The organism is Arthrobacter ginkgonis, assembly GCF_039540195.1.
GTDB classification, from domain to species: Bacteria; Actinomycetota; Actinomycetes; order Actinomycetales; family Micrococcaceae; genus Zafaria; species Zafaria ginkgonis.
The window spans coordinates 784,024-809,360 of the sequence record NZ_BAABEO010000008.1 but is presented as its reverse complement, the minus strand read 5'-3'; the positions used below and the strand labels follow the sequence as shown (position 1 = coordinate 809,360).

Sequence of the window (25,337 nt, the reverse complement as noted above, 5' to 3'; positions counted from 1 at the left end):
CGTCGGGGCCCTCACGCCCGGGGATGCCGTGCCCCGGAGGGCGCGTCGCCCGCCACCCCGTCACCGAACGCCCCCTTTCCGAACGCCCAGCGCAGGGCCGGCCCGGAGAGCGGTCCGCTGCCCAGCAGCCGCAGGGCCACCCGGCGGGCCCACAGCCCGGCCCGGTGCGGCGGGACGAAAAACGCCGCGTTGCGCCGGCCCGCCCGCTGCTGCTCCTCGGCCGTGGGACGCCAGCGGCGTTCGTAGCCGGCCAAGGCGGTCCCGAGGCCGGAGCCATCGCCCACCTCGTTGCACAGCAGCCGGGTCCCGGCCAGCGCCAGCGATGCGCCCTGGCCGGCGAGCAGGGACACCGCAAACGCCGCGTCCCCCGCCAGCACGCAGCGGCCGCGGGACCAGCGCGGCACCACGGACTGGGCCACGACGTCGTAGTAGATCTCCCGGCCGGCGTGGGCCACCGCCTCGGGGATCCTCCACCCCAGCGGACCGAACCGCTCGGCAAGGGCCGTGCGCGCGTCGCCCGGCACCGCCGGCTCGTCGGTGGCCTCCACGGCGAAGACCGCCACCCGTCCGTCGGGCAGCGCGTAGAGCCCCGCCTGGCGTTCCAGCGTGTCGGTCAGGACGACGTCGTTGCCCAGGCTGGCGGCCAGCGCCGGGTCCTCGGCGATGAAGCTGGCGACGTGGAAGCCCAACAGCCGCAGGTGGGCGGATTCGGGCCCGAACAGGCCGCGGCGCACCGCCGAATGGATTCCGTCGGCCCCGACCAGCAGGTCGGCCTCGATCCGTTCCCCTCCCGCCAGCAGGGCCGCCGCGGGGCTGCCCGTCCCGGCACCATCAACCCCGCTGCCGGGCAGCGTGCCCGGTTCGACGGCGACCACCTGGGCGCCCTGCCGCAGCCGCACGCCCGCGGGGAGCCAGTCGCGCAGAACGGCTTCGATGTCGGGGCGCAGGATGCTGAAGTAGCGCCCTCCGGTGGCCCGGACGAGCGCGGCGACATCCAGCCGGGCGGTGGTGCGGCCGCTGCGGTCCACGTAGCGCACGGAGCCGTAGACGTGCCCTCGGCGGCGCAGTTCCGCCAGCGCGCCCATGGCTTCCGCGGCGGCGAAACCCGGGCCGAAGAAATCAATCATGTAGCCGCCCGTCCGCGGGCCCGGTGCCTGTTCCAGCACCGTGGTCTCCCAGCCGCGGTCAGCCAGCTGGCCGGCGGCGGCCAGTCCGGCGATGCCCGCACCGACCACCACTGCCTTCATGCCGCTTCCCTCCCGGCTTGGTTTCCCCCGCCGTTCCCACTGTCCCGTTTCCACTGTCCCGTGCCGAAGGGCCGGCCGGAAGAGTGCGGGTCAGCAGTCGGGGAACCGGGACCCGAGCGCGGAAAGCACCCCGTGGGCCTTGGTCACGACCTCGTCCCACTCCTCCTCCGGCACCGAGTCCGCGGTGACCGCCCCGCCGACCCCGAGGGACAAGTCCCAGCCGGCTGGGCCCCTCCCGGCTGGGTCCTGCCCGTCGGGACTGCCCTGGTCCGGGGTCCGGGCGGCCACGAGGGTCCGGATCACCACGGCCAGGTCGGCCGCCCCGGTGTGGGAGAAGTACCCGACCGCCCCCGAGTAGACGCCCCGCGTCCGCCCCTCCTCAAGGCGGTCCAGGATCGCCATGGTGGAGATCTTCGGGGCACCGGTCATCGACCCGGCAGGGAACGCGGCGGCGACGGCCTCGGCCCGCACCGCGTCGGGGCGAAGCCGGGCATCGATCGTGGACACCATCTGGTGCACCGTCGCGTAGCTCTCGATCGCGCACAGCCGCGGCACGGCGAGCGTGGCGGGATCCGCCGAACGGACCAGGTCGTTGCGCAGCAGGTCCACGATCATGATGTTCTCCGCCCGGTCCTTGGGGGAGGAGGCCAGGTCCGCGTGGAGCGCCGCGTCGGCCGCCGCGTCCGCCCCGCGCCCGCGGGTGCCCTTGATCGGCTCCGCACGCATCCACCCGTCGGCATTGATGCGCAGGAACCGTTCGGGCGAGGTGCTCGCCACCGCCGTCCCCCCGAACCGCACGAAGTGCGCGAACGGGGCCGGGTTGCGCCGGCGCAGCGCCCCGTAGGCCCGCCACGGGTCGAACCCGTCCGGTACGCGCGCGGCCAGCATGGTGGTCAGGCAGGCCTCGTACGTGTTGCCGTCGGTGATCTCGGCCTGCGCCGCACGCACCTTCGCCAGGTATCCGGCACGCGTGTCGGCGCAGCCAAAAACAGGTGGAACAGAGCCCGGCGGGACGGCCGGCTGCGCCGCGGTTTCCCCGCCGGGGGTTGTGCCCAGTTGGACGGTGCCCAGTCGGACGACGGCGGCCTCCGCGGCGTCGAGCCACGCCTCGGCCTCGGGGGCGGCGAGCGCGAGCAGCCACGCCTCGCCCGCGTGGTGGTCCAGGACGACGCCGCGGGCGGCATGGATCAGCGCCGCGTCCGGCAGCGGCGCGGTCAGGTCCGACCCTCCGGTTTCGCGCTTGAGCTCATAGCCCAGCCAGCCCAGCCAGCCCAGCACGAAACCGGCCTCCAGCCCGTCCGGTGCCTGGACGCGGGGCAGGCCCCACACCCGTTCCAGCCAGCCGAAGAACGGTCCCTGGATCCGCGCCTCGGCGCAGCCGGCGGCGAGCCAGGTGGTTCCTCCGCCGTGGCGGGCCCGGGCCCCGAGGGACCCGGAGGCATCGGCGAGGATGCTGAACCGGTTGCGGCCGCCCGGGTCCGGCGTCCCGGTGTTGGAAGAATCCAGCAGCACCGCGTGCGGACTGTGCGCGTAGAGGTCCTCGAACAGGGCCGGCGCAACAGCGGTCGGGGCCGGGCCCGCGGGCAGGCGGACGCGCCGGGCCCGCAGCGGGAGGGCCGCGGCGGCGTCGATTTCGGGGCGCAGCGCCTCCTGCAGGGCGGGCAGCGCGGAGAGCACGCGCAGCGTGTCCGCGGGTGCGCTGCCGTCGGCGGGGTTGTGGACCACGACGTCGGCCGCGGCCGGGACGTCGTCGCCGGCCAGCCACGCTTCCTCCTGCCCGGCCCATCGGTCCCAGTGGGCGGCATACGTCTCGCCGTCGCGGGCCAGCGCGCGCGACTTGCGATCGGCGTCGTCCACCTCGACCCAGACCAGGGCGTCGAGGCCGGCGCGCCCGGCCGCGGCGCCGGCACCGACGCCCTCGACCACCACGACCGGCGCGGCGGTGGTGGTGCGGCGCTCGCCGTCGCGGTCGGCGGCCCAGTTCCAGGCGGTCCAGGCGGCGTCCTCGCCGCGGCCCAGCGGGCCCAGGACCTCGCGCAGGTAGCGCTCGATCCCGCCGGCCAGGCCGTCCCAACCCGGATAGATGTCCTCGAGGTGGAACAGGGCGACCGGACGGTGGCGGCGCAGCGCGGTGGCCAGTTCCAGGGCGAGCGTGCTCTTGCCGGCCCCGGAACGGCCGTCGATGGCGATCACGACCGGCCGGTCGGCAGGGCGGCGGGCCGGCGTGTTACGGGCGGAGTTCGTGCGGGGGGTGTCCACGGGAACCAGAGCCTAGTGCACGAACGCGAGCAGCGCCGCGACCAGGATGAACAGGGTGCCGAAGGTGCGGTTGAGCACCAGCTGCCCCCGGGTCCCGCGGGTGAAGCGGCGCACGCTCTTGGCGGCCGCGGCAAAGAAGAACCACATGACCAGGATGTCCACGGCCACCACGGTGGCGATCAGCACCGCGTACTGCGGCAGCAGGGGTTCCTCCGGGTGGACGAACTGCGGGGTGAAGGCCAGGAAGAAGACGATCGCCTTGGGATTGAGCAGGTTCACCCAGAGTCCGCGCCGGAACATGGACCATCCGGATTCGCTCCAGCCGGCTTCGTTCCGGGCCAAGCCCCCCACCGCCTCGTGCTCCGGCGCCGCGGGGCTGGGCTTGGCCAGGAACAGCCGGACGCCGAGGAAGACCAGGTAGGCGGCGCCCGCGAAGCGGATGGCCGTGAAGGCGACGGGCGAACCGCTGACCAGCAGCCCCACCCCGGCGGCCACGATGGCCACGTGGGCCACCAGGGCGGCCTGCTGGCCGAAGATGCCCCAGATGGACCGGCGGAACCCCGCGTTGAGGGAGTTGGTCATGGTGTTGATGGCGCCGGCGCCGGGGGTGAAGCTGATCAGTGCGGAGGCGCCCAACAGGGACAGCCAGAGGGAAACGGTCACGCGGAGAGTCTAGTGGGCCCCCTTCCGGCGGACCGGCGTCAGGCGTCCGCCTCGAGCGGCTTTTTGGCGACGATCTCCGTGCTCGGCATCAGGAAAAGGGCCCCGGGATCCGCGGTCCACGACCGCCAGCCCGCGGAGATCCGCTCCAGATCCTCCCGGGTGGCGAATCCGCGTTCCAGGGCCTGGTCCGCGTAGCCGGATTCGAGGACCCGCTCGGCCCAGGACAATCCGTGCTCGCGCCGCCTCGCTTCGGTTGCGTAGAGCCAGACGGAGGCCGATGGTTCCAGCTCTTCCGGGCCGAAGCCGGCCGCGATGGCCCACTCGAGCAGGTGGCGTCCGGCGTTGGGCTCGGCGCCGTTGGACCGCGAGGTCTTCTCATACACCGCCCGCCACTGGTCCAGCTCCGGCAGTTGCGGGTACCAGGACATGGCCCCGTAGTCGGCCTCGCGGACAGCCACGATCCCGCCCGGGCGGGCCACGCGGCGCATTTCGCGCAGCGCCGCAACCGGGTCCACGAGGTGGTGCAGCACCTGGTGGGCGTGGACGACGTCGAAGGTGCCGTCGTCGAAGGGGAGGTCGTAGATGTTGCCGGCGGCGAAGTCCACGCCGCGCGCCCCCTGTTCGGCGGCGAGCCGCCGGGCGTGGGCGACGACCTCCTCGGAGCGGTCCAGGCCGGTGGCACGGCCGGAGCCGTCAGGGGAGGCGACCAGCTCGGCCAGCCCGCAGGTGATGGTGCCCGGCCCGCAGCCGACGTCCAGCACACGGAAGCCCGGACGCAGGTGCGGTACCAGGTATGCGGCGGAGTCGGTCGCCGTGCGCCGCGCGTGCGCGCCGACGACGCTGGAATGGTGCCCGTGGGAATAGACCTCGTCGTTCATGGTCAGAGCCTAGGACCTCGGGGCCGGGATGTCCGCTCAGATTGCTCCGTTTTGCGCGGTTTTGTAGGGAGCGTCGCCCTCCGCGGCGGTTCCTTGGGCGGTCGCGGCGTCCACCGCGGCGGTGGCGTCCGCCATGAAGCGGTGGATCAGGTCCAGTTGGTCGGGGGAGTAGGACTCCAGGGCCTGCATCAGCATCCGGGCCAGGGGTGCGAACATGCGCCGTCCGTCCGCGTAGGCCTTCTCGGTGAGGTGGAGGGTCACCCGGCGCCGGTCGCTCTCGTGCCGCCCGCGCGAGAGGTGGCCGCTGCGTTCGAGCCGGTCGAGCAGGGCGGTGGTGGCCGGGGAGCTCAGGTGCAATTCCCGGCCGATCTCGGTCGGTGCCGGCGCGTGCCCGGCCCGTTCGTGGGCCATGATCGCGGAGAGGGCGTTCATGTCGGTGCGGTGCATGTGGTTGTGGCCGCTGACGGCGTCCACGTAGCGCTCGGAGGCTTGGCCGAAGTCCTGCAATTGGCGGATCAGCGGGTGGGGAAGCGGGGTGGCCATGGGCACAGTGTAGGTCAGCTTTGATATTCCTCCATTATCGAATTATTCTGCGATGGAACTTAATGGGCGGAGGGCCCCGGCCCTCGCAGCATGGTGGGAGCCTGCGCATGAACGTGTTGACCACATCCACTTCGGGCCCGCGGCGGCCCCGGACCCCCGGCCCGCGGCGGCCCCGGACTCGCGGGGCCGTCGGCCGTGCCTTGGCGGCGGTGCTGCTGGTGCTCCTTTGGCTGGGCGTCGCCGGGGTCGGAGGGCCGACCTTCGGCAAGCTCGGGGAGGTGCAATCCAATGACCAGGCCACCTTCCTGCCGGCCTCCGCCGAGGCCACCCAGGCCCTGGAATGGCAAGCGAAGTTCGTCGATTCCTCCTCCATCCCGGCGGTGGTCGTCATCGAGGACGCATCAGCGACGGACGGCTCCGAACCGGACATGGCCGAGTTGTCAGGGATTGCCGACCGGATCCGGGACCTGCCCTCCGTCAACGGGGACGTGGTCGGCCCCATTGCGGCGGAGGACGGGCGCGCGGTGCAGATGGTGGTTCCGCTGGATTCCGCCCGGGACACGGAGGAAGCCGTCGCCGAACTGCGCGGCCTGGTGGCAGGCGCCGTGCCGGAGGGGACCACCGCCTACGTCACCGGCCCGGCCGGCTTCACCGCGGACCTGGTCGAGGCCTTCGGCGGCATCGACGGGATCCTCCTTGGCGTCGCCCTCGGCGCGGTGCTGCTGATCCTGCTGCTGGTTTACCGCTCGATCCTGCTGCCCCTGGCGGTGCTGTTCACCTCCATGGCGGCCCTGTGCGCGGCCATCCTCGCGGTGTTCTGGATGGCCAAGGCGGGGTGGATCAACCTCGACGGCCAGAGCCAGGGCATCCTCTCCATCCTGGTCATCGGCGCCGCGACCGACTACGCCCTGCTCTACGTGGCCCGCCTCCGCGAGGCGTACACGCACGGGGAACCCAAACACCGGGCCGTCCTGGCCGCGCTCAAGGCCTCGGCCGAACCCATCCTCGCCTCCGCGGGCACCGTGACCGTCGGCCTGCTGTGCCTGGTCTTCTCCGACCTGAACTCCAACAAGGCGTTGGGGCCGATTGCGGCCTCCGGCATCATCTTCTCGGTGGTCGCGGCGCTGACCCTGCTGCCGGCCCTGATGCTGCTGTTCGGCAAGGCGGCGTTCTGGCCGTTCCTGCCCAAGCCGGCGGCCCCCACCGACGAGCCCGCCGGCCTGTGGGCCCGGGTCGCGAACGCGGTCCTGCGCCGCCCGCGCCCGGTGTGGATCGGCACCGCCGTGCTGCTGGCGGCCGGCGCCCTGGGCCTGACGCAACTGCAGGCCTCCGGCGTCCCGCAGAGCGAACTGGTGCTTGGGCAGACCCAGTCCGCGGCCGGGCAGGACGCGCTGGGCCGGCATTTCGACGCCGGCACCGGCAGCCCCGCCTACGCGATCGTCGACGCCGGGGACGGATGGGCCGTGCTGGAGAAGGTCCTCGAAACGGACGGGGTGGGATCGGCCTACCTGCGCGCCGAGGACGGCGGCCCCGCCATCGACCCCGCCGCCGTCCCCAGCGATTCCGACGACGCGGCCGCCGGGCCGCCCGCGGGCATCGACGCCGCCGAAGGATCCACGCAGGAACGCCCCGCCCAGGAGGTGGACGGCCGCGCCATGGTCTCGATCACCCTCACCGACGCCGCCGACTCGGCGGAGGCCGAGGCCACCGTCGTCGCGCTGCGCGAACTGGTCCATGCCCAGAGCCCGGGCGGACTGGTCGGCGGAACCACGGCCACCGCGCTGGACACCAACACCACCGCCCGGGCCGACCTGGCCAAGATCATCCCGCTGGTCCTTGTGGCGATCCTGGTGATCCTGATGCTGCTGCTGCGCTCCATCCTGGCCCCGGTCCTGCTGGTCCTCACCACGGTGCTCTCCTACGGAACGGCGCTGGGCGTCTCCGCCTGGGTGTTCAACGGCCTCTTCCGGTTCCCCGGCGCGGATCCCTCGGTGCCGCTGTTCGGGTTCGTGTTCCTCGTGGCCCTCGGGGTGGACTACAACATCTTCCTGATGACCCGCGTCCGCGAGGAGTCCGTGAAGCACGGCACCCGCGAAGGCATCCGCCGCGGCTTGGCCGTCACCGGCGGGGTGATCACCTCCGCCGGCGTCGTGCTGGCGGCGACGTTCGCGGCGCTGGGCGTCATCCCGATCATGTTCCTGGTCCAGCTCGGCTTCATCGTCGCCTTCGGCGTGCTTTTGGACACACTGGTGGTCAGGACCCTGCTGGTGCCGGCCCTGTGCCACGACCTCGGCCGGAGCATCTGGTGGCCCGGGCGCCTGTCCCGCGCCGCGGAGCCGGTCCCTGTTCCGGCTGGGGAGCGGCGGGAGCCCGCGGAGGCCTCCGCCGGGGCAGGGCCCCGCGGCTGGTAGAATTGGGGTTCGGCCACGTCCGGAACCGGAATCGTGGCCGAACGTCGACAGATTTGACCGTTCCCGTCGGGCCCGCGCCACAGAGCGCGGGCCCGACGCCGGGACGGCGGGCGGATCCGCCTGCTCCGGCCCCCTGCGGGCCCAGAACTTCTCTTCCTTCGGCGACACCAGCGCGCCGGTCCCGGCGCGCGCAGCTACGACCGAAAGCAGCCCGTGAGCGCTACCTTCACTTCCCTCGGCGTGCCCGCCGACCTCTCCGACGTCCTCGCCCGCCAGGGCATCGACGCGGCCTTCCCCATCCAGGAAGCCACCCTGCCGACCACGCTGGCCGGCGGCGACGTCCTGGGCCGCGGACAGACCGGTTCCGGCAAGACCATCGCCTTCTCGCTGCCCCTGGTGGCCCGGCTGGCCGCGGACCCCAAGCCGCGCCGCGCCCGCTTCCCGCGCGCCCTGATCATGGCGCCCACCCGCGAACTCGCGACCCAGATCTCCCGCACCGTCACCCCGCTGGCGGAGGCCAAGAACCTGCGCACCGCCGTCGTCTTCGGCGGCGTGTCCCAGGTGCGCCAGGAGAAGGACCTCAACGCCGGCGTCGACATCCTCATCGCCTGCCCCGGACGCCTCGAGGACCTGCTGAACCAGAAGTGCGCCGACCTGTCCCGCCTCGAGATTTCGGTGCTCGACGAGGCCGACCACATGGCCGACCTCGGATTCCTGCCGGTCGTCAAGCGCATCCTGGACCGCGCTCCGCGCGGCATCCAGCACATGCTGTTCTCCGCCACCCTGGACAACGGCGTCGACAAGCTCGTCGACCGCTACCTGTCCAGCCCCACCATCCATTCCGTGGATGCCCCCAAGGCCGCCGTCAACACCATGGAGCACCACGTGTTCGTGGTGGACGCGGACCTGAAGAAGGACCTCATCCAGGAGCTGGCCTCCGGCACCGGCCGGCGCATCATGTTCATGCGGACCAAGCACCACGCCAAGAAGATGGCCCAGTCGCTGTCCAAGGCCGGCGTGCCGGCGGTGGACCTGCACGGCAACCTGTCGCAGAACGCCCGCGACCGCAACCTGGAGGCGTTCTCCTCCGGTGCCGCCCGCGTGCTCGTGGCGACCGACGTCGCAGCCCGCGGCGTGCACGTCGACGGCGTCGAGCTGGTGGTCCATGTCGACCCGCCGGCGGAGCACAAGGCCTACCTGCACCGCTCCGGCCGCACCGCCCGCGCCGGCTCCGACGGAACCGTCGTCACCATCGCGACCCCCGACCAGCAGGGCGACGTCCGCTCGCTGCTCAAGGCCGCCGGTCTGAAGGTTCCGTTCGAGTCCGTCTCCCCGGACTCCGACGCCGTGGCCGCCGTCCGTGGCGAAAAGGCCGCGAAGGTGGCCTACGCCGCCCCCGTGGTCCAGCAGCCGCAGCGCAAGGCCGCCGGCGACGGGGCCGCACGCACCCGTGGCCGTAGCCGTGGCCGAGGCCGCGGTGCCGAGCGCGCCGTCGCGGCGGAGGCCGGCGGCGAGCGCCGCACGGAGAACCGCCAGCCGGCCAGGCGTTCCGAGGCAGCGGGGCGTTCCGAGGGATCCGGGCGTTCCGAAGCCTCCGGGCGCCGTGGTTCCGGCCGCTCCGGCGCGGTTCGGTCCGATTCGGTTCGGCAGGATTCCGCAGGGTCGGGCCAGTCCCGCGCCGGCCGTGGCAGCCGCGCCGGCGCCGAAGGCCAGTCCGCGCGCAGCGCCCAGAAGCCGGGAGTGCCCGCGGGCCGGGGGACCCGCGCCGGGGGGGCCCAGCGTCCGGCCGCCGGACGCGGCGGAAACACCATCGGCGATGCGATCGGCCGCGACCTGGCCCAGGCCGCCACCGGCCGGGCCCGCGGCAACCGCCGCGCCACCGCGCCCCAGTCGAACCAGAAGCACTAACCCCGCGGAGGCCGCCACGGCGGCCACACGGACGAAGGTCCCCGCCTCCCCTTGGGAGGCGGGGACCTTTTGCGTGGGGGAGGGCCGGCGGGGCTTCGCGCTGGGCTTAATGCCGCCGTCGCGCGCGGAAAAGGGCGGAAAACCGGGGAAGGATGCGATCGCGACGACGAAGTTGAGCGTTGTTCGCTCAACTTTGGATTGACACTCGAGAGCCTCTGGGTAAAGTTGAGTGCAGAACGCTCAATCCGGTTTCCGGAGGGGGCCGTGAATCAGTTTTCCCCAGAAAGGCAGGAAGCACCATGTCCCGTGCCGTCGGCATTGACCTCGGAACCACCAACTCCGTCGTGTCCGTCCTCGAAGGTGGCGAGCCCACCGTCATCGCCAACGCCGAAGGCGGGCGCACCACCCCGTCCGTGGTCGCCTTCGCCAAGTCCGGCGAGGTCCTGGTCGGCGAAATCGCCAAGCGCCAGGCCGTCAACAACATCGACCGCACCATCGCGTCCGTCAAGCGCCACATGGGCACCGACTGGTCGATCGACATCGACGGCAAGAAGTACACCGCGCAGGAGATCTCCGCGCGCACCCTGATGAAGCTCAAGCACGACGCCGAGTCCTACCTGGGCGAGAAGGTCACGGACGCGGTCATCACCGTCCCGGCCTACTTCAACGACGCCGAGCGCCAGGCCACCAAGGAGGCCGGCGAGATCGCGGGCCTGAACGTGCTGCGCATCGTCAACGAGCCGACCGCCGCCGCGCTGGCCTACGGCCTGGACAAGGGCAAGGAAGACGAGCTCATCCTGGTCTTCGACCTCGGCGGCGGCACCTTCGACGTCTCCCTCCTCGAGGTCGGCAAGGACGAGGACGACTTCTCCACCATCCAGGTCCGCTCGACCGCCGGCGACAACCGCCTCGGCGGCGACGACTGGGACCAGCGCGTCGTCGACTGGCTGCTGGCCCAGGCCAAGTCCAAGGGCTCCGACCTGTCCAAGGACAAGATCGCCCTGCAGCGCCTGAAGGAAGCTGCCGAGCAGGCCAAGAAGGAGCTGTCCTCCGCGACCAGCACCAACATCTCCCTGCAGTACCTCTCCGTCACCCCGGACGGCCCGGTCCACCTGGACGAGCACCTGTCCCGCGCCAAGTTCCAGGAACTGACCGCCGACCTGCTCGAGCGCACCCGCAAGCCGTTCCACGACGTCATCGCCGAGGCCGGGGTCAAGGTCTCCGACATCGCCCACGTGATCCTCGTCGGCGGCTCCACCCGCATGCCGGCCGTTGCCGACCTGGTCAAGGAGCTCGCCGGCAAGGAAGCCAACAAGGGCGTGAACCCGGACGAGGTCGTCGCCGTCGGCGCCGCCCTGCAGGCCGGCGTCCTCAAGGGCGAGCGCAAGGACGTGCTGCTCATCGACGTCACCCCGCTCTCCCTGGGCATCGAGACCAAGGGCGGCGTGATGACCAAGCTCATCGAGCGCAACACGGCGATCCCGACCAAGCGTTCGGAGACCTTCACCACGGCCGACGACAACCAGCCGTCCGTGTCCATCCAGGTCTTCCAGGGCGAGCGCGAGTTCACCCGCGACAACAAGCCGCTGGGCACCTTCGAGCTCACCGGCATCGCCCCGGCCCCGCGCGGCATCCCGCAGATCGAGGTCACCTTCGACATCGACGCCAACGGCATCGTGCACGTTTCCGCCAAGGACAAGGGCACCGGCACCGAGCAGTCCATGACGATCTCCGGCGGCACCGCGCTGTCCAAGGACGACATCGACCGCATGGTCCGCGACGCCGAGGAGCACGCTGCCGAGGACAAGAAGCGCCGCGAGGCCGCCGAGGTCCGCAACCACGCCGAGACCACCGCGTACTCCGTGGACAAGCTGATCAAGGACAACGCCGACAAGCTGCCCGAGGACGTCAAGAACGAGGTCCAGGCCGACGTCGACGCGCTGAAGGCCGCCCTGGAGAAGCAGGACAACGACGACGAGATCAAGGCCGCGTTCGAGAAGCTGCAGGCCTCCCAGGGCAAGCTCGGCGAGGCGATCTACGCGCAGTCCCAGTCCGCCCCGGCCGGCGCGGCGAACGAGGGCAACCCCTCCGCCGCCGGCGACGAGGACATCGTCGACGCCGAGGTCATCGACGAAGACGAGAAGAAGTAGGACGGTAGCGACATGCCCCACCACGGCAACGAGGACGAGCACCACGAGCACGAGCACGAGGAAGTCACCCCGGTAGGCGAGCCGCACGACGACGGCGACGCGCTCGCCCAGGCCGAGGCGATCCTCAACGAGGCCGCGGCCGACGCCGCTGCCCCGTCGGACCGCGAGGCCGAGCTCCGCGAGGACCTGCTGCGCCTGCAGGCCGAGTACGTGAACTACCGCAAGCGCGTCGAGCGGGACCGCGAGGCCGTGCGGGAGCTTGCCGTGCAGTCCGTGCTCGCCAACCTGCTGCCGGTGCTGGACGACATCGAAGCGGGCCGCGCGGCCGGCGACCTTGAGGAGGGGCCGTTCGCGGCGATCGCCAACAAGCTCGACGGCGTCCTGTCCGGGCTGGGCCTGGAGCGCATCGCCGAGGCCGGAGTGGCGTTCGACCCGAACGTCCACGAGGCGTTGCTGCAGCAGCCGATCCCCGGGATCCCCGCGGACCACGTCGGACAGATCCTGCGCAACGGCTACCGGAAGGGCGAGCGGATCCTCCGCGCCGCCCAGGTGATCGTCTCCACCGGCGAATAGAAGCGCCGAGTAGCACCACCGCGAACGCGGGCAGCAATACCGCGAACGCGGACCGGGCTTGACGGCCCCGCCTCCGGGCGGGGCCGTCAAGCCGTAACATCAGCACCACAAGACTTTGGGAAACAGAAGGAGCCGCCAGATGGCCAGCCAGGATTGGGCGGAGAAGGACTTCTACGCGATCCTTGGCGTCTCCAAGGACGCCAGCGACGCCGACATCAAGAAGGCCTACCGGAAGCTGGCACGCAAGTACCACCCGGATACCAACCAGGGCGATGCCGCCGCGGAACAGAAGTTCAAGGACATCACCGAGGCGCACGCGGTGCTTTCCGATTCGGAGGAACGCCAGCAGTACGACGCCATCCGGGCCATGGGCTCCGGGGCGCGCTTCAGCGCCGGCGGGCAGGGAGGTGCGGGCGGTTTCGACGACGTCTTCGGGAACCTCTTCGGCGGCGGACGCCAGCGCGGCGGGTTCCGGGGCGGCGGAGGAGGATTCGGCGGCGGCCAGGTTCCGCCGGAATTCGCGGACCTGTTCGGCGGCGGAGGCTTCGGGGGAGGCGGCTTCCAGCAGGCCCCGACCAAGGGCGCGGACCGCACCGCCTCCACCAGCATCTCCTTCGCCGGTTCCATCAACGGCACCACGGTGGGGCTGCGCGAACCCAACGGCGAGGTCATCGAGGCGCGCATCCCCGCGGGCATCAAGGACGGCCAGAGCGTGCGGGTGCGCGGCAAGGGCCAGCCCGGCCCGGCCGGGAACGGGGACCTGATCGTCAAGGTCAGCGTGAAGCCGCACCCGTTCTTCGTCCGCGAGGACAACAACATCCGCATCCACGTGCCGGTGACCTTCGCGGAGGCCGCGCTGGGCGGCCAGATCGAGGTTCCGACGCTCACCGGCGAGACCGTCAAGGTCAAGGTCCCGGCCGGGACCAGCTCCGGGCGCACGCTGCGCCTGAAGGAGCGCGGGGTGCACACCGCCAAGGGCACCGGCGACCTGCTGGTGACCATCGACGTCGTGGTTCCGCAGAACCTCAACGCCAAGGCGGAACAGGCCATCAAGGACTTCGCCGCCGCCACCGGCGACGCGGACCCGCGCGCCGGGCTCGCCGCCAAGGCAACGCTCTAGGGCCCGGGCGGGCCACGGAAGGCAGTCAGGGGGAAGCATGGACATCGACCGCTACGCTCCGATCTTCGTGATCTCCGTGGCCGCCGAGCTGGCGGAGATGCACCCGCAGACGCTGCGCCAGTACGACCGGCTGGGGCTGGTCTCGCCGCTGCGCCAGCGCGGCAAGCAGCGCCGCTACAGCCAGCACGACGTCGACCTGCTGCGCGAGATCCAGCGCCTCTCCAAGGACGGGGTGTCGCTGGAGGGCATCCGGCGCATCCTGCAGCTGGAGAACCAGGTCGCCGCCCTGAGCCGCCGCGTCGGGGAGCTGAGCGAACAGCTGGAGCGCGAACGCACCGACCGGCGCGGCGTCAGCCTGGGCCGGGTGTTCGCCGCCGGCACCGCCGGCGAGGTGGTTCCGCTGGCCCGCGGCCAGCGTCCACGGGCCCGCAGCCAGGCCGTTGTGGTCTGGCGGCCGCAGAAGTAGCGGCCCGGCGGACGGCAGGGGATGCTGAACGACGCCGGCGCACCGTGGCCGCCGCGCACGCCGGGCCCGCCGCACACCTACCGTGCGCTCACCGAACGCGCGACCGAACGCTTCGAGCGCCTCAAGCGGGTCCGCGACGCCATGCCGCAGCGCCGCAAGGCGGCGATCGACGGGGTGGCGCACGCCCTGGCCGACTCCATGGACCCGGCCATCCCGCCCCGGCACCTGCTCTACCTGGACCTGGACGGCCCGGAACCGCTGGCCGCTGTCGCCGTCGGGGACCTCGACGCGGCCACGCACGTGACCTGGCAGCTCTCCGGTTCCGGCATCCGGGTCCGCACCGCGATGTGGGGGACTGCGCGCGAGGCCGGGCAGCTGCTGCTTGAGCAGCGGGTCGTCGGCGCCCCCAATCCCGCCGTGGTCGCCTGGCTGGGATACTCCTCGCCCGGGCTGCTGCGGGCCGTGTCCAACCGGGCCGCGCGCACCGCCGTCGAACGCCTCACCCACGACCTGCTCACGTTCGCCCGGCTGCGCCCGGACCGGCCGTTCACCGCGATGGAGGCACACTCCTACGGCGCCACGCTTGCGGCCCACGCGCTGGAGAAGCTGCGCGGCGAATCCGCCGCCCCGGCCGTTTCGGCGCTGGCCACCACGGGGTCGGCCGGCATGCCGCGCCGGATCGCCGGCGACCCGGGCCTGCTGGGCATCCCCGAAGGGCACATCTTCGAGGCGGTGGCGGCCGATGACCTGCTGGCCCGCGCCGGCAGGTTCCTGAGCGGGCGCACCGTGGTGGGGCGGCGCTTCGACGTGGACGGATTCGCGGAATCGGGCCTGTTGCCGGTCACCGGGCACAACACCTCACGGTTCGTGCCGGGCGCCGTGCGCGGCAAGCGCGGCTACCGCGATCCGGGCACGTTATCGCTCCGCAACCTTGCACTGGTCACCACGGGGTTCCTTCCGCTGGAGTAGTGGGTAAAGTGCCTCCTACGCGCTGCCCGTGCTTGGGGCGGCAGGGCGTCTGAACGGGCTGTGGGGAGCGCGTTACCCGGCCTCGACGAAGACACTGCGGTGGGGACTGCCGCTTTCCGATACTTCGCACCTTCCCGGAGGCATCCTTGGGTTACAACGACTCTGGTTCCTACGATTCGGACCGCAACGACGATTTCCTTGACAGCGCCGACTGGATGGCGGATGTGCCCGCCGCGCCGGCCTTTGAGGAGGACGGCTGGCACAGCGACGAACTGGATGAACGGATCGACGTGGTCATCCGCAATCCCGAACCGCCGTTGCGTTTTGTCCGCCCGCACAGCGGACTGATGGAGGGCAGTGGATTCATGGACGGCAACGGGTTGACGGACGGCAGGGGATTGGCCGGAGGCGGCGGCTCGGTGGACGGCAGCGGCCTGGTGGGAGGGAGCAGCCTGGTGGAGGGACCCGACGCCGGACGTGAGCCGGGCTGATCCGGCTCACGTCCGGACACGATGTGCCCGCCTGCGCGGCGGCGGCCAATCGGAGCGCCGCGGCGGCGGGCGCAGTACTCTGTCCCCATGAGCGGATTCACCATGGATCCGGCGGCCTTCGCTCCGTCCGGGCGGCGTTGGGTGCTTACCTTCCGCGGTGACCTGCCAGTGAACGCCACGGATGCGTGGATCGCGGTGGCCAGCCGCGACGGGCTCCGCGGCTGGTTCCCGGCGGTCATCGTGGGCGAATGGACCGTGGGCCGCGACCTGGCCTTCTACGTTCCCGACGACGAGGCCGACGAACCCGTCTGGGGCGAGGTGGTGGACGCCGAGATCGGCCGCCTGCTCGCCTTCGTCTGGGGCGCCGATTCGCTGCGCATCACCCTGGAACCGTACGACGCCGGCACGCGGCTGGTGTTCGCCGTCTCCCTCGATGCGCGGGGGAGGGGAGTCTACGAAGCCGCGCGCTGGCACGTGTGCCTGGCGCACCTGCGCGAGTCGGTGGGCGGGTATGTCGAGGACGCGGACAAGGACCGCGACGACCTGTTCCGCCGCTACCGGATGGCCTTCGGGGAAGACGCGGCCGCGCCGCCCCCGGCCTGCTAGGGCGCGCTGCTAAGCCATGAAGGCCAAACCCTAGTCGCCCGGCCATTTGCCGGTGACGCCTTCGAAGAGGCGTGCGCCCCCACGGTCGGTGATGGTCTTCACCAAGGCATAGATGGCGCCCTGGAGGACGCTGGCGATGAGGATCTGCTTCAGCGGGTATGCGGTGCTCAGTGCCTTCGGGGCATCGTCTCCGGCGTGTCCGTAGGGGGTCGCGCGCTTCCACAGCTGCCTGAAGAGCTGGCTGGCGATCAGGCCACCCACCACGCTCGCTACCAGTCCGACGGGGCGGTAGAGGAGCTTGGCCGGCTTGCTTGCCTGGTTTCTGGGCATCGTGTCCTCCTGGAAATGACCAACCGTCTGGTACGGGTTCCCCCAACCTACCCCGAATGGCCCGAAAGCTGACCTTCACCTGTTGTTATGCCATTCGACGGCATTCGATGGTCTAGCGCTCGTAGCCTGCAACGGAGGGCGCCCGGCGATGTGCGGGCGCCACTGCCACGAGCCTCACACTTCACAGGCATCGCACGCACCGGGGACACCTGCTGGCGCAGGGTCCTCCCGAAACGGGGGAAACATGGACATCTCACGCACTTCAACTCCACGGAACCGGCGGCGGCCGCGCTGGCTGGCCGCGCTCGCCGCCACGGTGGCCGTGGCCTTCCTGGCCGGCGGCCTGGCCGCCCCCGCGCAGGCCGCCCCGGCCAAGACCACCCTGGCGGTTTCCGCCTCCGACTACTCGGTGTCCCCGGATGCGTCGGTGACCGTCACCGGGACCCTGAAGCGGGGCAGCAAGGCGGTCGCGGGCGTTTCCGTGAAGCTGCAGAAGCGCACCGCCGGAAGCAAGGGCTGGAGCACCATTGCCACGGCGAAGACCACGTCCAAGGGCAAGGTCTCCGCCAAGGTCTCCAAGCTGAAGAAGGACACCGAGATCCGCGCGGTCTATGCGGGCACTTCCAAGAACAAGTCGGCCCAGTACAAGTCGGCCACGAGCTCGACCCGGAAGATCACGGTCGCCCAGAAGGTGGCCGTCACCAAGACCTCCACCGGCAAGCCCACCACGGGCGAGTCGATCACCTTCTTCGGCACCACGACCCCTGGCCTGTCCGGCAAGACCGTTGAACTGCAGGAGAAGTCCGGCACCCAGTGGACCAAGGTCGCCACGGCCAAGGTCTCCAAGAAGAACGCGTTCTTCGTGAAGACGACGGCGGGCAACGCCGGCAAGGCGACCTACCGCGTCCACGCCCCGGCGAGCGTCTCGACCGGATCCGCGACCAGCTCCGAGAAGTCCTTCGCCGTCCACCAGTGGTTCTTCCTCAACGACGTCGCGCCGGCCGACGGCTCCGAATGGGCCGACGGCGGCATCGGTTTGGACGCCACCCCGAGCACGATCGCCGGGGTGCCCTTCAACCGCGCCCTCTCCGACGTCCTCAGCGCCGACAACTCCGACCTCCTGGCCTCCTACTCCACCTGGAACCTGGACAACCGCTGCGTCGCGTTCACCGCGAAGGTCGGCATCGACGACGCCTCCGCGGAGGGGACCCGCGCCGCGTTCCTGGGCGAGGCCTTCACCTCGCTGGACAACGCCGGCGCCTCGGACACGCTGCTGGAGTTTGGCGAATCGGCCCGGGGTGACAAGGCCAAGACCGTGACCGCATCCATCGCCGGCTTCACCTTCCTTGAGCTGTGGGCCACGGACTCCACCGAGGCCGAATGGGCGGAGGGGGCCGAGGGCTACCCGGTCTTCGCCGATGCCAGGGTGCTCTGCAGCACCGCCCCGTAAACCTACGGTCGGGTGCCCGAGCCCGCAGGCTCCGGCACCCGACCGCCGCCGGTGGCCGTGCCGCCGTCGTCGTCCTGGTCCGCGTCGTTTTGGGCCGTGCCGTCCCGGTCCGTGCCGTCCTGGTGGGGGGTCCAGCCGTCCGCGTACTCGCCGGAGGCGTAGTCGTACTCCACCGGGACGCCGTCCTCATCGGTGCGCCGGTACCAGTCGGTGACCTCCTCGGCGTGGGAGTCGAACTCCGCGCCGGCGCCTCCGCCCTCGGGGGCGCACTCGACGGCCAGCGCGAACCGGTCCCCATGCTCGTCAATGCCTGTCTTCACGGCGTTCTCCAGGGCGGCCTGCGCGTACTCGACGCGGATCACCGCCGGATCGGTCCGCAGGTCCTTGTAGAACGCGGCCATCATCAGCAGCAGGATCACGGTGAAGGGCAGCGCCGAGACGATGACCAGGTTTTGCAGCCCCGTGAGCGCCTCGTTGCCGCCGACCAGGAGCATCACCACGGCAATGCCCGTCATCGCCAGGCCCCAGAAGACCGTGACCCTCTTGTCGGGTTCGGGCTTGCCGCGCTGGGAGAGGCTGCCCATCACCAGGGACGCGGAGTCGGCCGAGGTGATGAAGAAGATCGCGATGCACGCCATGGCCACGTACGGCGTGACCTCGCCCAAGGGCAAGTTAGCCAGCAGCGCGAACAGCAGGTCCTGCGGGGACTGCTCGGTGGACAGGCCCGCGCCGTTCATCCGCATCCAGATGGTGGTGCCGCCCAGGAGGCCGAAGGCCAGCACGTTGACCGCGAACGGGACCAGCAGGGTGACCTGGATGAACTCGCGCAGCGTGCGGCCGCGGGAGATGCGGGCCAGGAAGATGCCGACGAACGGGGTCCAGGACGCCCACCAGGCCCAGTAGAAAACCGTCCAGGTCTGGGAGAACTCCGCCGACTCCGGGCCCCAGGACGCGCTCTTGCCCATCATCGCGAAAAAGTCGTTGAAGTACTCGGCCACCGCGGAGGGCAGCAGGTTCAGCAGGAACAGGGTGGGACCCGCGATGAAGATGAACAGGGCCAACACCAGGGCCAGTGACATGTTGATGTTGGACAGCCAGCGGATCCCCCGGCCGATGCCGGACACCGCGGAGGCGATGAACGCGATGGTCAGGACGGCAATGATGATGATCAGCCCGGCGTTGCCCAGCGTGCCGATGCCGGAAACAATTTCGACGCCGCGGCCGATCTGCAGGGTGCCGATGCCCAACGAGGCCGCCGTGCCGAACAGGGTGGCAATGATGGCGAACATGTCGATCATCCGCCCGGGCAGCCCTGCGGTGCGCTCCTTGCCGAACACCGGCGTGAGGATCGCGCTCATCAGCGGCACGCGTCCGCGGCGGTAGGCGCCGTAGGCGACCGCGGCGCCGACCAGGGCGTAGAGGGCCCAGGCGTGCAGGCCCCAGTGGTAGAGGGTCTGGGCCATGGCCTTGTGGATCGCTTCGCGGGTCTCCGGTTCGGCCATGCCCGGTGCCGGATCGATGAAGTAGTTCAGCGGCTCGTAGGGGCCGAAGAAAAAGAGGCCGATGCCCACGCCGGCCGAAAACATCATGGTGATCCATGAGAGCGTGCCGTATTCGGGCTTCTCGCCGTCCACGCCCAGCGGGATTCGCCCATAGCGGCTGAAGGCGAGGTAGGCCAGGAAGGCCAGCACGACGGCGACCAGGATGTTGAACAGCCATCCCGTGTTTGTCACCACCCACCCCAGCGCGAGGTCGGAAGCGGCCTTGAGGGAGTCGGTGGACACGATCCCCCACGCAATGAAGGCGACGATCAGGGCGGCCGCGACGCCAAAGACCAGTCGGTCCGTGCCGTAGCGAATGCGCTGCTCGTCGACGGAGATGCCGGGCACCAAGCCCGGGTGGGTGTCGTGCGGATAGGGGACTGCGGATTCCGGGTCGCCGGGCGGCTGGCCGGGGGAGCCGGGGTGGCCGGCGCCGGTGGTGTGATCGGACTTTGGCACGGGACGTTGTGCGTCCACGGAGGTCTCCTCGGGTCGGGTTCAGGTCGCGTCCGAACCCGGGCCGGTGCCTGGGGTGTGCACGGCCGGGCCGGACAAGCCGTCAACTCTAGGGGCTCCGCGACACGCCTGCCAAACCGGGAGGCCCTAGTCAGGGGACGCGCGGCGGTTCATCCCTCGAATGGGCCAAATGCCCGGTAGGCTCTCAGGAAAACGCCCCCCGCACCCGTTGGGAGGGCGTTTCGACGAGAATCCACGCTTGGGGACACCTGCTCGCACCGCACGGTGTCCTCCCGTTTGTCTGGGGGAATCATGGACCATTTGCACACATCAGCGCCGCGGGCCGGACGCCGTCCGCGCTGGCTGGCCGCGCTCGTCGCCGTGGTGGCGGCGCTGTTCCTGGCCGGTGGCCTGGCCGCCCCGGCGCAGGCCGCGGCGGCCACGACCGTGCTGACGGTCTCCGCCTCCGACTACTCGGTGTCCTCCGGCGCCTCGGTGACCGTGACCGGCACCCTGAAGCGGGGCAGCAAGGCGGTGTCCGGCGTTTACGTGACGCTGCAGAAGCGCACCGCCGGCAACTCGAAGTGGACCACGGTCAAGAAGACCAAGACCAGCTCCAAGGGCAAGGTCTCCGCCAAGGTCTCCAAGCTGGCGAAGAACACCGAAATCCGTGCGGTCTTCTCCGGAACCTCCAAGTACAAGGCCTCCAAGAGCTCCGCCAAGAAGGTGACGGTTACCCAGAAGGTCACCGTCACCAAGACCTCCACCACCAAGCCGACCAAGGGCGCGGACATCACGCTCTCCGGCACCACGACTTCCGGCCTGGCCGGCAAGAAGGTGTACCTTCAGCAGAAGTTCGGAACCACGTGGAAGAATGTCCCCTTCGAATCCGCCTCCTCCAAGGTCACTCAGGAAAAGACGTTCACGGTTTCGACGAAGGCCGGTAGCGCCGGCAAGGCGACGTACCGCGTCTACGCCCCGGCGAGCGCCTCGACCAAGTCCGCCACCAGCGCGGAAAAGGCGTTCACCGTGTACCAGTGGTTCAAGCTGAGTCAGACGGCGCCGTCCTCCGCTTCTGAATGGGTGGGCGGATGGAAGGGCTTCCTGCCCGGCCAGGCATCCATCAACGGGAAAACCTTTGCTGATGCCTTGGCCGATTTCCATGGCTACGACGGCGATGGAGAACGCATCAGTCCCGATCAGCCAACGTGGTCCGTGTGGACGGTCGACCGGCGCTGCCAGACGCTGGAAGTCACGATCGGTATGGACGACGACTCCGCCCCGGGTGCCGCCGCCGACTTCGTCGTCTACGGCGTCCCGGACGCCAGCGCCCCCGACGTTTACGAGGAGTTCTACGCGGGGACATTTGAAACTGGCAATGCCTCAGCCAAACGGAGCTACTCGGTTGCAAAGTTTGACGAGGTGGAACTTAGGGCCTGGGAATCGGAAACGGCTTCCTATGGACTCGGGGAACAGGGAATCCCTGTTTTCGCCGATGCCAAGGTGCTCTGCTCCAGCAAGCCGGCCGCCTAGCGGCCTGCACGGCGCACAACCGAAAGGGGCGGTCCCGGACTTTCGTCCGGGGCCGCCCCTTCGCCGTCGTGCCGTGGTTGGATGCGCCTGCTAGATGCGCCGGTAGGCGAGGTCGAACACCAGCCGGCCCGCCTTGTGCGCCTTGCCCTCGAAGCTGGTCAGCATGCGCCCGTCCCAGCGCGGGGCCCATCCGCCGCGGTCGTCCGTGAAGTCGGGATCGGGCTCGTGGCCCTCGAGCCCGGCGCGGCGCACCAGCGTCAGCGGGCTGTCCTCGCCGGTGCGCTCGCCGGGGTGCAGGGATTCGAAGTCGGGGGAGGCGTCCAGCACCTCGCGCATCTGTTCGGCGTAGTTGGACCAGTCGGTGGCCAGCCGCCAGATTCCGCCCGGCGCCAGCGCCCGTGCGGCCTTCGCGGCGAAGGACTCCTTCACCAGGCGGCGCTTGTGGTGCTTGGCCTTGTGCCACGGGTCCGAGAAGAAGACCCACAGCTCGTCGACGGACCCGGGCGCCAGCATCACGTCCAGGACCTCCGGCGCGTTGGCCTGCACGGCCCGCACGTTCTCCAGGCCCTTCTGCTCGATGCGCACCATCAGCTGCGCCAGCCCGGGCCGGTACACCTCCACGGCCAGGAAGTCCCGTTCCGGATGGTCCACCGCGGCGTGGGCAATCGCCTCGCCGAGTCCGGAGCCGATCTCCACCGTCAGCGGGGCCCGTCGGCCGTACACCGCGTCGGCGTCGAAGGCGGCGTCCTCATGCACGGAGGTGTCCGCGTGGTGGCGCGGAACGTCGATGACGAAGCGGTCGGCCTGGCGCTCCCACGCCTCTTCCCGCTTGCCGTGCAGGCGGCTGCCGCGGCGCACGAATGAGACCGGCTCGGACCGGTAGTAGGACAGGTCCTCGGCCGCTCGGCCGCTGACCGGGGGCTTGTGCTCCTGGGGAATGCTCATTCGTTCTAGGTTAGTCGTCCCCGCCCACTGCCTGCGCCTTGGTGAGGAACTCCTTCATAAGCGGCCCGCCGGTCTCCGCCCCGGAAAACCCGGTCTCCACGAACACCGCGACGGCCAGGTCGCCCTGGATCGCGATCACCCAGGTGTGGCGCAGATCCTTGGACCCGTCCCCGTACTCCGCCGTCCCCGTCTTGGCCTGGACCGCCGGGCCGGGCACGTCCTGCAGGTCGGTGACGGTCCCGTGGTCCACGGTCCCGGACATCAGCTTCTTGAGCTGTTCCGCCTCTTCGGCGGTGAGCGGGGTCTGCGGCGCGGCGGCCGCCTCGGGGGCCGGGTCAGCGACCAGGTGCGGGGAGACAGTGGAGCCCTTGGCCACGGAGGCGGCGACCGTCGCCATGCCCAGCGGGGAGGCCTCGACGACGCCCTGACCGATCATGTTGGCGGCGTGCTCGGTGCCGGTCGAATCGGCCGGGACGGACCCGAGGAACGAGGCGGACCCGGTGGCCGGTTCGGCCGTCAGGCCCAGCGAGGCGGCGGCGTCGGCCACGGCGGACATCTCCACCTTCTTGCTGGCGTTGATGAAAACGGTGTTGCAGGACTGCGCGATCGCCTCGGCCAGCGTGATCGTGCCGAGGCTGTCCGTGGGGTAGCCGGTGAAGTTCTTGAAGGTGCGCCCGTCCAGCTCGGTGGTCTGCGGGCACTCGACCTTGGAGGAGGGCGTGTAGCCCGAGCGCAGCATCGCGAGCGCGGAGACCACCTTGAACGTGGACCCGGGCGCGTACTTCGCGACCATCGCGGTGTTGTACCCGTTCGACGTCGGCCCGTTGGCGGCGGCGAGGATCGCGCCGTCGGAAGGGCGGATGGCCACGACCGCACTGGGGGAGTCCGCGTCGGCGATGACGTTTTCGGCGACCTCCTGCATGTCCTTCTCCAGCGTCGTGGTGAGGGCGACGCCGTCCACGGCCGCGCGTTCGAACAGCTGGCGCGGTTCCGCCGTCGTGGTCTCCCCGGATGCATTGTCCCCGGATGCGGTGTCCCCGTCCGACGCCGTGCCCTCCCCGGCGCCGGACCCCTCGGCCTTCGCCGGGACCGTCCACACGCGCAGCCCCGGCGTGCCGGCCAGCCGCTCCTGGTACGTGGCCTGCAGTCCGGACAGGCCCACCCGGTCGCCGGCCTTGACGGTACCCCCGGACTTCTCGACGATTTCGGCGGTGGCCTCGCCCACCGTGCCCAGCACGGGCCGGGCGAAGGTCCGGGTGGGCGCCAGCGGCAGCGTCATGCCGATCGCCCGTCCGCCGGCGATGGCTTCGATGTCTGGGTTGGTCACGGTGCGGTCGGCGTCGTCGCGCAGCACGATCGCCTCGACGAACGCCTTGGCGCCGGCGGCCTTCACCTTGGCGGCGTACGCGGCCGCGTCGATGTCCACCAGTTCGGCCAGGTCCCGCGCCGAGTCGGCGGCGTCCGCGGCGTCCACGCGGGCCTTGTCCAGGCCCACCCTGACTACCGGGCGCGCGGTGACCAGTTCCGTGCCTCCCGCGCCGAGGATGTCCCCGCGGGCCCCGGCCACCCTTTCCAGGCGCAGCCCCTCGCCCGCCTGCAGTCCGGCAACCGCCACCTCGGGGGCATAGCGGACGCGCCAGGCGGACGCGTCGGCGTCGTATTCAAGCGTTGCCGTGGTCTGGTACGTCCAGTCCCCGCCCGTGTCCTCCGGCTTCCCGTCCAGGTCCCACGTGGTGCGCAGCCGCGCGGTGGCGGTCGCGGGATCCGCGGATCCGGCGTCGGCCGCGACGTCCTCGAGCGCGACCGTGCGCGCGGTCTCCCCGAGGCCGGCGACGGCGGTCTTCAGCTGTTCCGTTGCCGCGGCCGCGTCCCCGGCCAGGGCGACGGCGGACAGGTCCCCGGCCTGCAGGCCGGCGGCGAGGGCCTCCGCCGCGGGCCGCGGGTCCGGCCGCTGCGGAGTGCAGGCGGCCAGCCCGGCGGCCACCAGCACGGCGGCAAGCGCACCGGCCGCCGTTCGGGCGGGGCGGGAGGGACGCAGGGACAGGGCGAATGATGCTGCGTTGGGCGTCATGGACCCATTATGTCCAGGGTGGAACCCCGGCTCCCCGATGCGCCGACACGCCGGATCGGGACAGGACTTCGAAGGATGGAGGCTTGGCATATCTCAAAGCCTCTCAAGAGAGCCGGTAAATCTAAACCGATTCGGGTAACCAATGCCAGGAGGTGCCCCGCCTACGGGGTAGGGATGGAACCCGGGGGTTCCCGATGCGCCGGGCGTCGGAGGGGCGCAGAATGGTCGCATGAGCAGAATCCTCTCGAATGCCCTGAACCTCATTTGGCTGGTGTTCGGCGGCATCTGGCTGGCCCTCGGCTACATGCTGGCCGGCGTCGTCTGCTGCCTGCTGATCGTGACGATCCCTTACGGCATCGCATCCTTCCGGATCGCCTCCTACGCCCTGTGGCCGTTCGGGCGCACCGTGGTGGATCGCGGCGGGCGGATCGGAGTGGTGACCAGCATCGGCAACCTCATCTGGATCGTGGTTGCCGGCATCTGGATCGCCATCGGGCACGTCCTCACGTCGATCCCGATGTTCCTGAGCATCATCGGCATTCCGCTGGGCATCGCCAACCTGAAGATGATTCCGGTCTCGCTGGCCCCGCTGGGCAAGCAAATCGTCGAAGTGGACCCGGTAAGGGTGCGGTGGCCCTGCGCGAGCGATAGAGTCCGGAAGACGAACTTGACAAGGGATCGACATTCCGGCGGTGGCCGTTGGTAGATTATGGAAAGGGCCTGCGGG

At 70.8% G+C, this 25,337-nt stretch carries 21 protein-coding genes; 12 read left to right on the top strand and 9 right to left on the bottom strand.

What is annotated here, in order from left to right; all coding sequences use genetic code 11:
* Positions 1 to 11 precede the first annotated feature (11 nt).
* From ABD912_RS06315 to ABD912_RS06295, 5 genes are all read right to left on the bottom strand, one after another.
* Positions 12 to 1,247 (bottom strand): FAD-dependent monooxygenase, encoded by a 1,236-nt coding sequence (locus tag ABD912_RS06315; RefSeq protein ID WP_345149309.1) that lies wholly within the window; start codon positions 1,245 to 1,247, stop codon positions 12 to 14.
* 90 nt (positions 1,248 to 1,337) lie between these two features.
* Positions 1,338 to 3,506: a chorismate-binding protein gene (locus tag ABD912_RS06310; protein ID WP_345149307.1), complete on the bottom strand. Its 2,169-nt coding sequence runs from the start codon at positions 3,504 to 3,506 to the stop codon at positions 1,338 to 1,340.
* A gap of 12 nt (positions 3,507 to 3,518) precedes the next feature.
* Positions 3,519 to 4,169: a LysE family transporter gene (locus tag ABD912_RS06305; RefSeq protein ID WP_345149306.1), complete on the bottom strand. Its 651-nt coding sequence runs from the start codon at positions 4,167 to 4,169 to the stop codon at positions 3,519 to 3,521.
* A 38-nt stretch (positions 4,170 to 4,207) separates the two neighbouring features.
* Positions 4,208 to 5,047 carry a class I SAM-dependent methyltransferase gene (locus ABD912_RS06300; RefSeq protein ID WP_345149304.1) on the bottom strand — a complete coding sequence of 280 codons (840 nt, stop codon included), beginning with the start codon at positions 5,045 to 5,047 and terminating at the stop codon, positions 4,208 to 4,210.
* A 36-nt stretch (positions 5,048 to 5,083) separates the two neighbouring features.
* Positions 5,084 to 5,590 carry a MarR family winged helix-turn-helix transcriptional regulator gene (locus ABD912_RS06295; protein WP_345149303.1) on the bottom strand — a complete coding sequence of 169 codons (507 nt, stop codon included), beginning with the start codon at positions 5,588 to 5,590 and terminating at the stop codon, positions 5,084 to 5,086.
* Positions 5,591 to 5,697: 107 nt separating this feature from the next.
* Here ABD912_RS06295 and ABD912_RS06290 point away from each other — a divergent pair, with 107 nt between their 5' ends.
* The 9 genes from ABD912_RS06290 to ABD912_RS06250 all read left to right on the top strand — a co-directional run bounded on the left by ABD912_RS06290 (position 5,698) and on the right by ABD912_RS06250 (position 16,284).
* On the top strand, positions 5,698 to 8,001 hold the full coding sequence (locus ABD912_RS06290; RefSeq protein ID WP_345149301.1) for an MMPL family transporter: 2,304 nt from the start codon (positions 5,698 to 5,700) through the stop codon (positions 7,999 to 8,001).
* Positions 8,002 to 8,214: 213 nt separating this feature from the next.
* Positions 8,215 to 9,909 carry a DEAD/DEAH box helicase gene (locus ABD912_RS06285; RefSeq protein WP_345149299.1) on the top strand — a complete coding sequence of 565 codons (1,695 nt, stop codon included), beginning with the start codon at positions 8,215 to 8,217 and terminating at the stop codon, positions 9,907 to 9,909.
* A 299-nt stretch (positions 9,910 to 10,208) separates the two neighbouring features.
* Positions 10,209 to 12,059 carry a molecular chaperone DnaK gene (gene dnaK / locus ABD912_RS06280; protein WP_345149296.1) on the top strand — a complete coding sequence of 617 codons (1,851 nt, stop codon included), beginning with the start codon at positions 10,209 to 10,211 and terminating at the stop codon, positions 12,057 to 12,059.
* 12 nt (positions 12,060 to 12,071) lie between these two features.
* Positions 12,072 to 12,632: a nucleotide exchange factor GrpE gene (locus tag ABD912_RS06275; protein ID WP_345149294.1), complete on the top strand. Its 561-nt coding sequence runs from the start codon at positions 12,072 to 12,074 to the stop codon at positions 12,630 to 12,632.
* Between the two features lie 139 nt (positions 12,633 to 12,771).
* Positions 12,772 to 13,752 (top strand): DnaJ C-terminal domain-containing protein, encoded by a 981-nt coding sequence (locus tag ABD912_RS06270; protein ID WP_345149292.1) that lies wholly within the window; start codon positions 12,772 to 12,774, stop codon positions 13,750 to 13,752.
* A 37-nt stretch (positions 13,753 to 13,789) separates the two neighbouring features.
* The gene (locus ABD912_RS06265) at positions 13,790 to 14,218 is read left to right on the top strand and encodes a heat shock protein transcriptional repressor HspR (RefSeq protein ID WP_345149290.1); all 429 of its coding nucleotides are present in this window, start codon (positions 13,790 to 13,792) and stop codon (positions 14,216 to 14,218) included.
* 21 nt (positions 14,219 to 14,239) lie between these two features.
* Complete coding sequence (locus ABD912_RS06260; RefSeq protein ID WP_345149288.1) at positions 14,240 to 15,187, top strand: alpha/beta hydrolase; 948 nt, start codon at positions 14,240 to 14,242, stop codon at positions 15,185 to 15,187.
* A 146-nt stretch (positions 15,188 to 15,333) separates the two neighbouring features.
* Positions 15,334 to 15,678, top strand: coding sequence for a hypothetical protein (locus ABD912_RS06255; RefSeq protein WP_345149286.1), 345 nt, complete (start codon positions 15,334 to 15,336; stop codon positions 15,676 to 15,678).
* An 87-nt stretch (positions 15,679 to 15,765) separates the two neighbouring features.
* Positions 15,766 to 16,284: an SRPBCC family protein gene (locus tag ABD912_RS06250; RefSeq protein WP_345149284.1), complete on the top strand. Its 519-nt coding sequence runs from the start codon at positions 15,766 to 15,768 to the stop codon at positions 16,282 to 16,284.
* Between the two features lie 30 nt (positions 16,285 to 16,314).
* Here ABD912_RS06250 and ABD912_RS06245 read toward each other — a convergent pair whose 3' ends face one another.
* The gene (locus ABD912_RS06245; protein ID WP_345149282.1) at positions 16,315 to 16,614 is read right to left on the bottom strand and encodes a DUF4235 domain-containing protein; all 300 of its coding nucleotides are present in this window, start codon (positions 16,612 to 16,614) and stop codon (positions 16,315 to 16,317) included.
* Positions 16,615 to 16,858: 244 nt separating this feature from the next.
* Between ABD912_RS06245 and ABD912_RS06240 the strand changes: the two genes are divergently transcribed.
* The gene (locus ABD912_RS06240) at positions 16,859 to 18,064 is read left to right on the top strand and encodes a hypothetical protein (protein WP_345149280.1); all 1,206 of its coding nucleotides are present in this window, start codon (positions 16,859 to 16,861) and stop codon (positions 18,062 to 18,064) included.
* Positions 18,065 to 18,066: 2 nt separating this feature from the next.
* Here ABD912_RS06240 and ABD912_RS06235 read toward each other — a convergent pair whose 3' ends face one another.
* The gene (locus tag ABD912_RS06235) at positions 18,067 to 20,082 is read right to left on the bottom strand and encodes a BCCT family transporter (protein ID WP_345149279.1); all 2,016 of its coding nucleotides are present in this window, start codon (positions 20,080 to 20,082) and stop codon (positions 18,067 to 18,069) included.
* Positions 20,083 to 20,373: 291 nt separating this feature from the next.
* Here ABD912_RS06235 and ABD912_RS06230 point away from each other — a divergent pair, with 291 nt between their 5' ends.
* Complete coding sequence (locus tag ABD912_RS06230; protein ID WP_345149278.1) at positions 20,374 to 21,594, top strand: hypothetical protein; 1,221 nt, start codon at positions 20,374 to 20,376, stop codon at positions 21,592 to 21,594.
* 90 nt (positions 21,595 to 21,684) lie between these two features.
* Here ABD912_RS06230 and trmB read toward each other — a convergent pair whose 3' ends face one another.
* Both trmB and ABD912_RS06220 read right to left on the bottom strand, forming a co-directional pair.
* Complete coding sequence (gene trmB / locus ABD912_RS06225) at positions 21,685 to 22,539, bottom strand: tRNA (guanosine(46)-N7)-methyltransferase TrmB (protein ID WP_345149277.1); 855 nt, start codon at positions 22,537 to 22,539, stop codon at positions 21,685 to 21,687.
* Between the two features lie 10 nt (positions 22,540 to 22,549).
* Positions 22,550 to 24,610, bottom strand: a complete 2,061-nt coding sequence (locus ABD912_RS06220; RefSeq protein ID WP_345149276.1) for a penicillin-binding transpeptidase domain-containing protein — start codon at positions 24,608 to 24,610, stop codon at positions 22,550 to 22,552.
* 229 nt (positions 24,611 to 24,839) lie between these two features.
* On the opposite strand from ABD912_RS06220, the gene ABD912_RS06215 reads away from it, so the two are divergent.
* Positions 24,840 to 25,316 (top strand): YccF domain-containing protein, encoded by a 477-nt coding sequence (locus ABD912_RS06215; RefSeq protein WP_345149274.1) that lies wholly within the window; start codon positions 24,840 to 24,842, stop codon positions 25,314 to 25,316.
* The last annotated feature ends 21 nt before the right edge of the window (positions 25,317 to 25,337 follow it).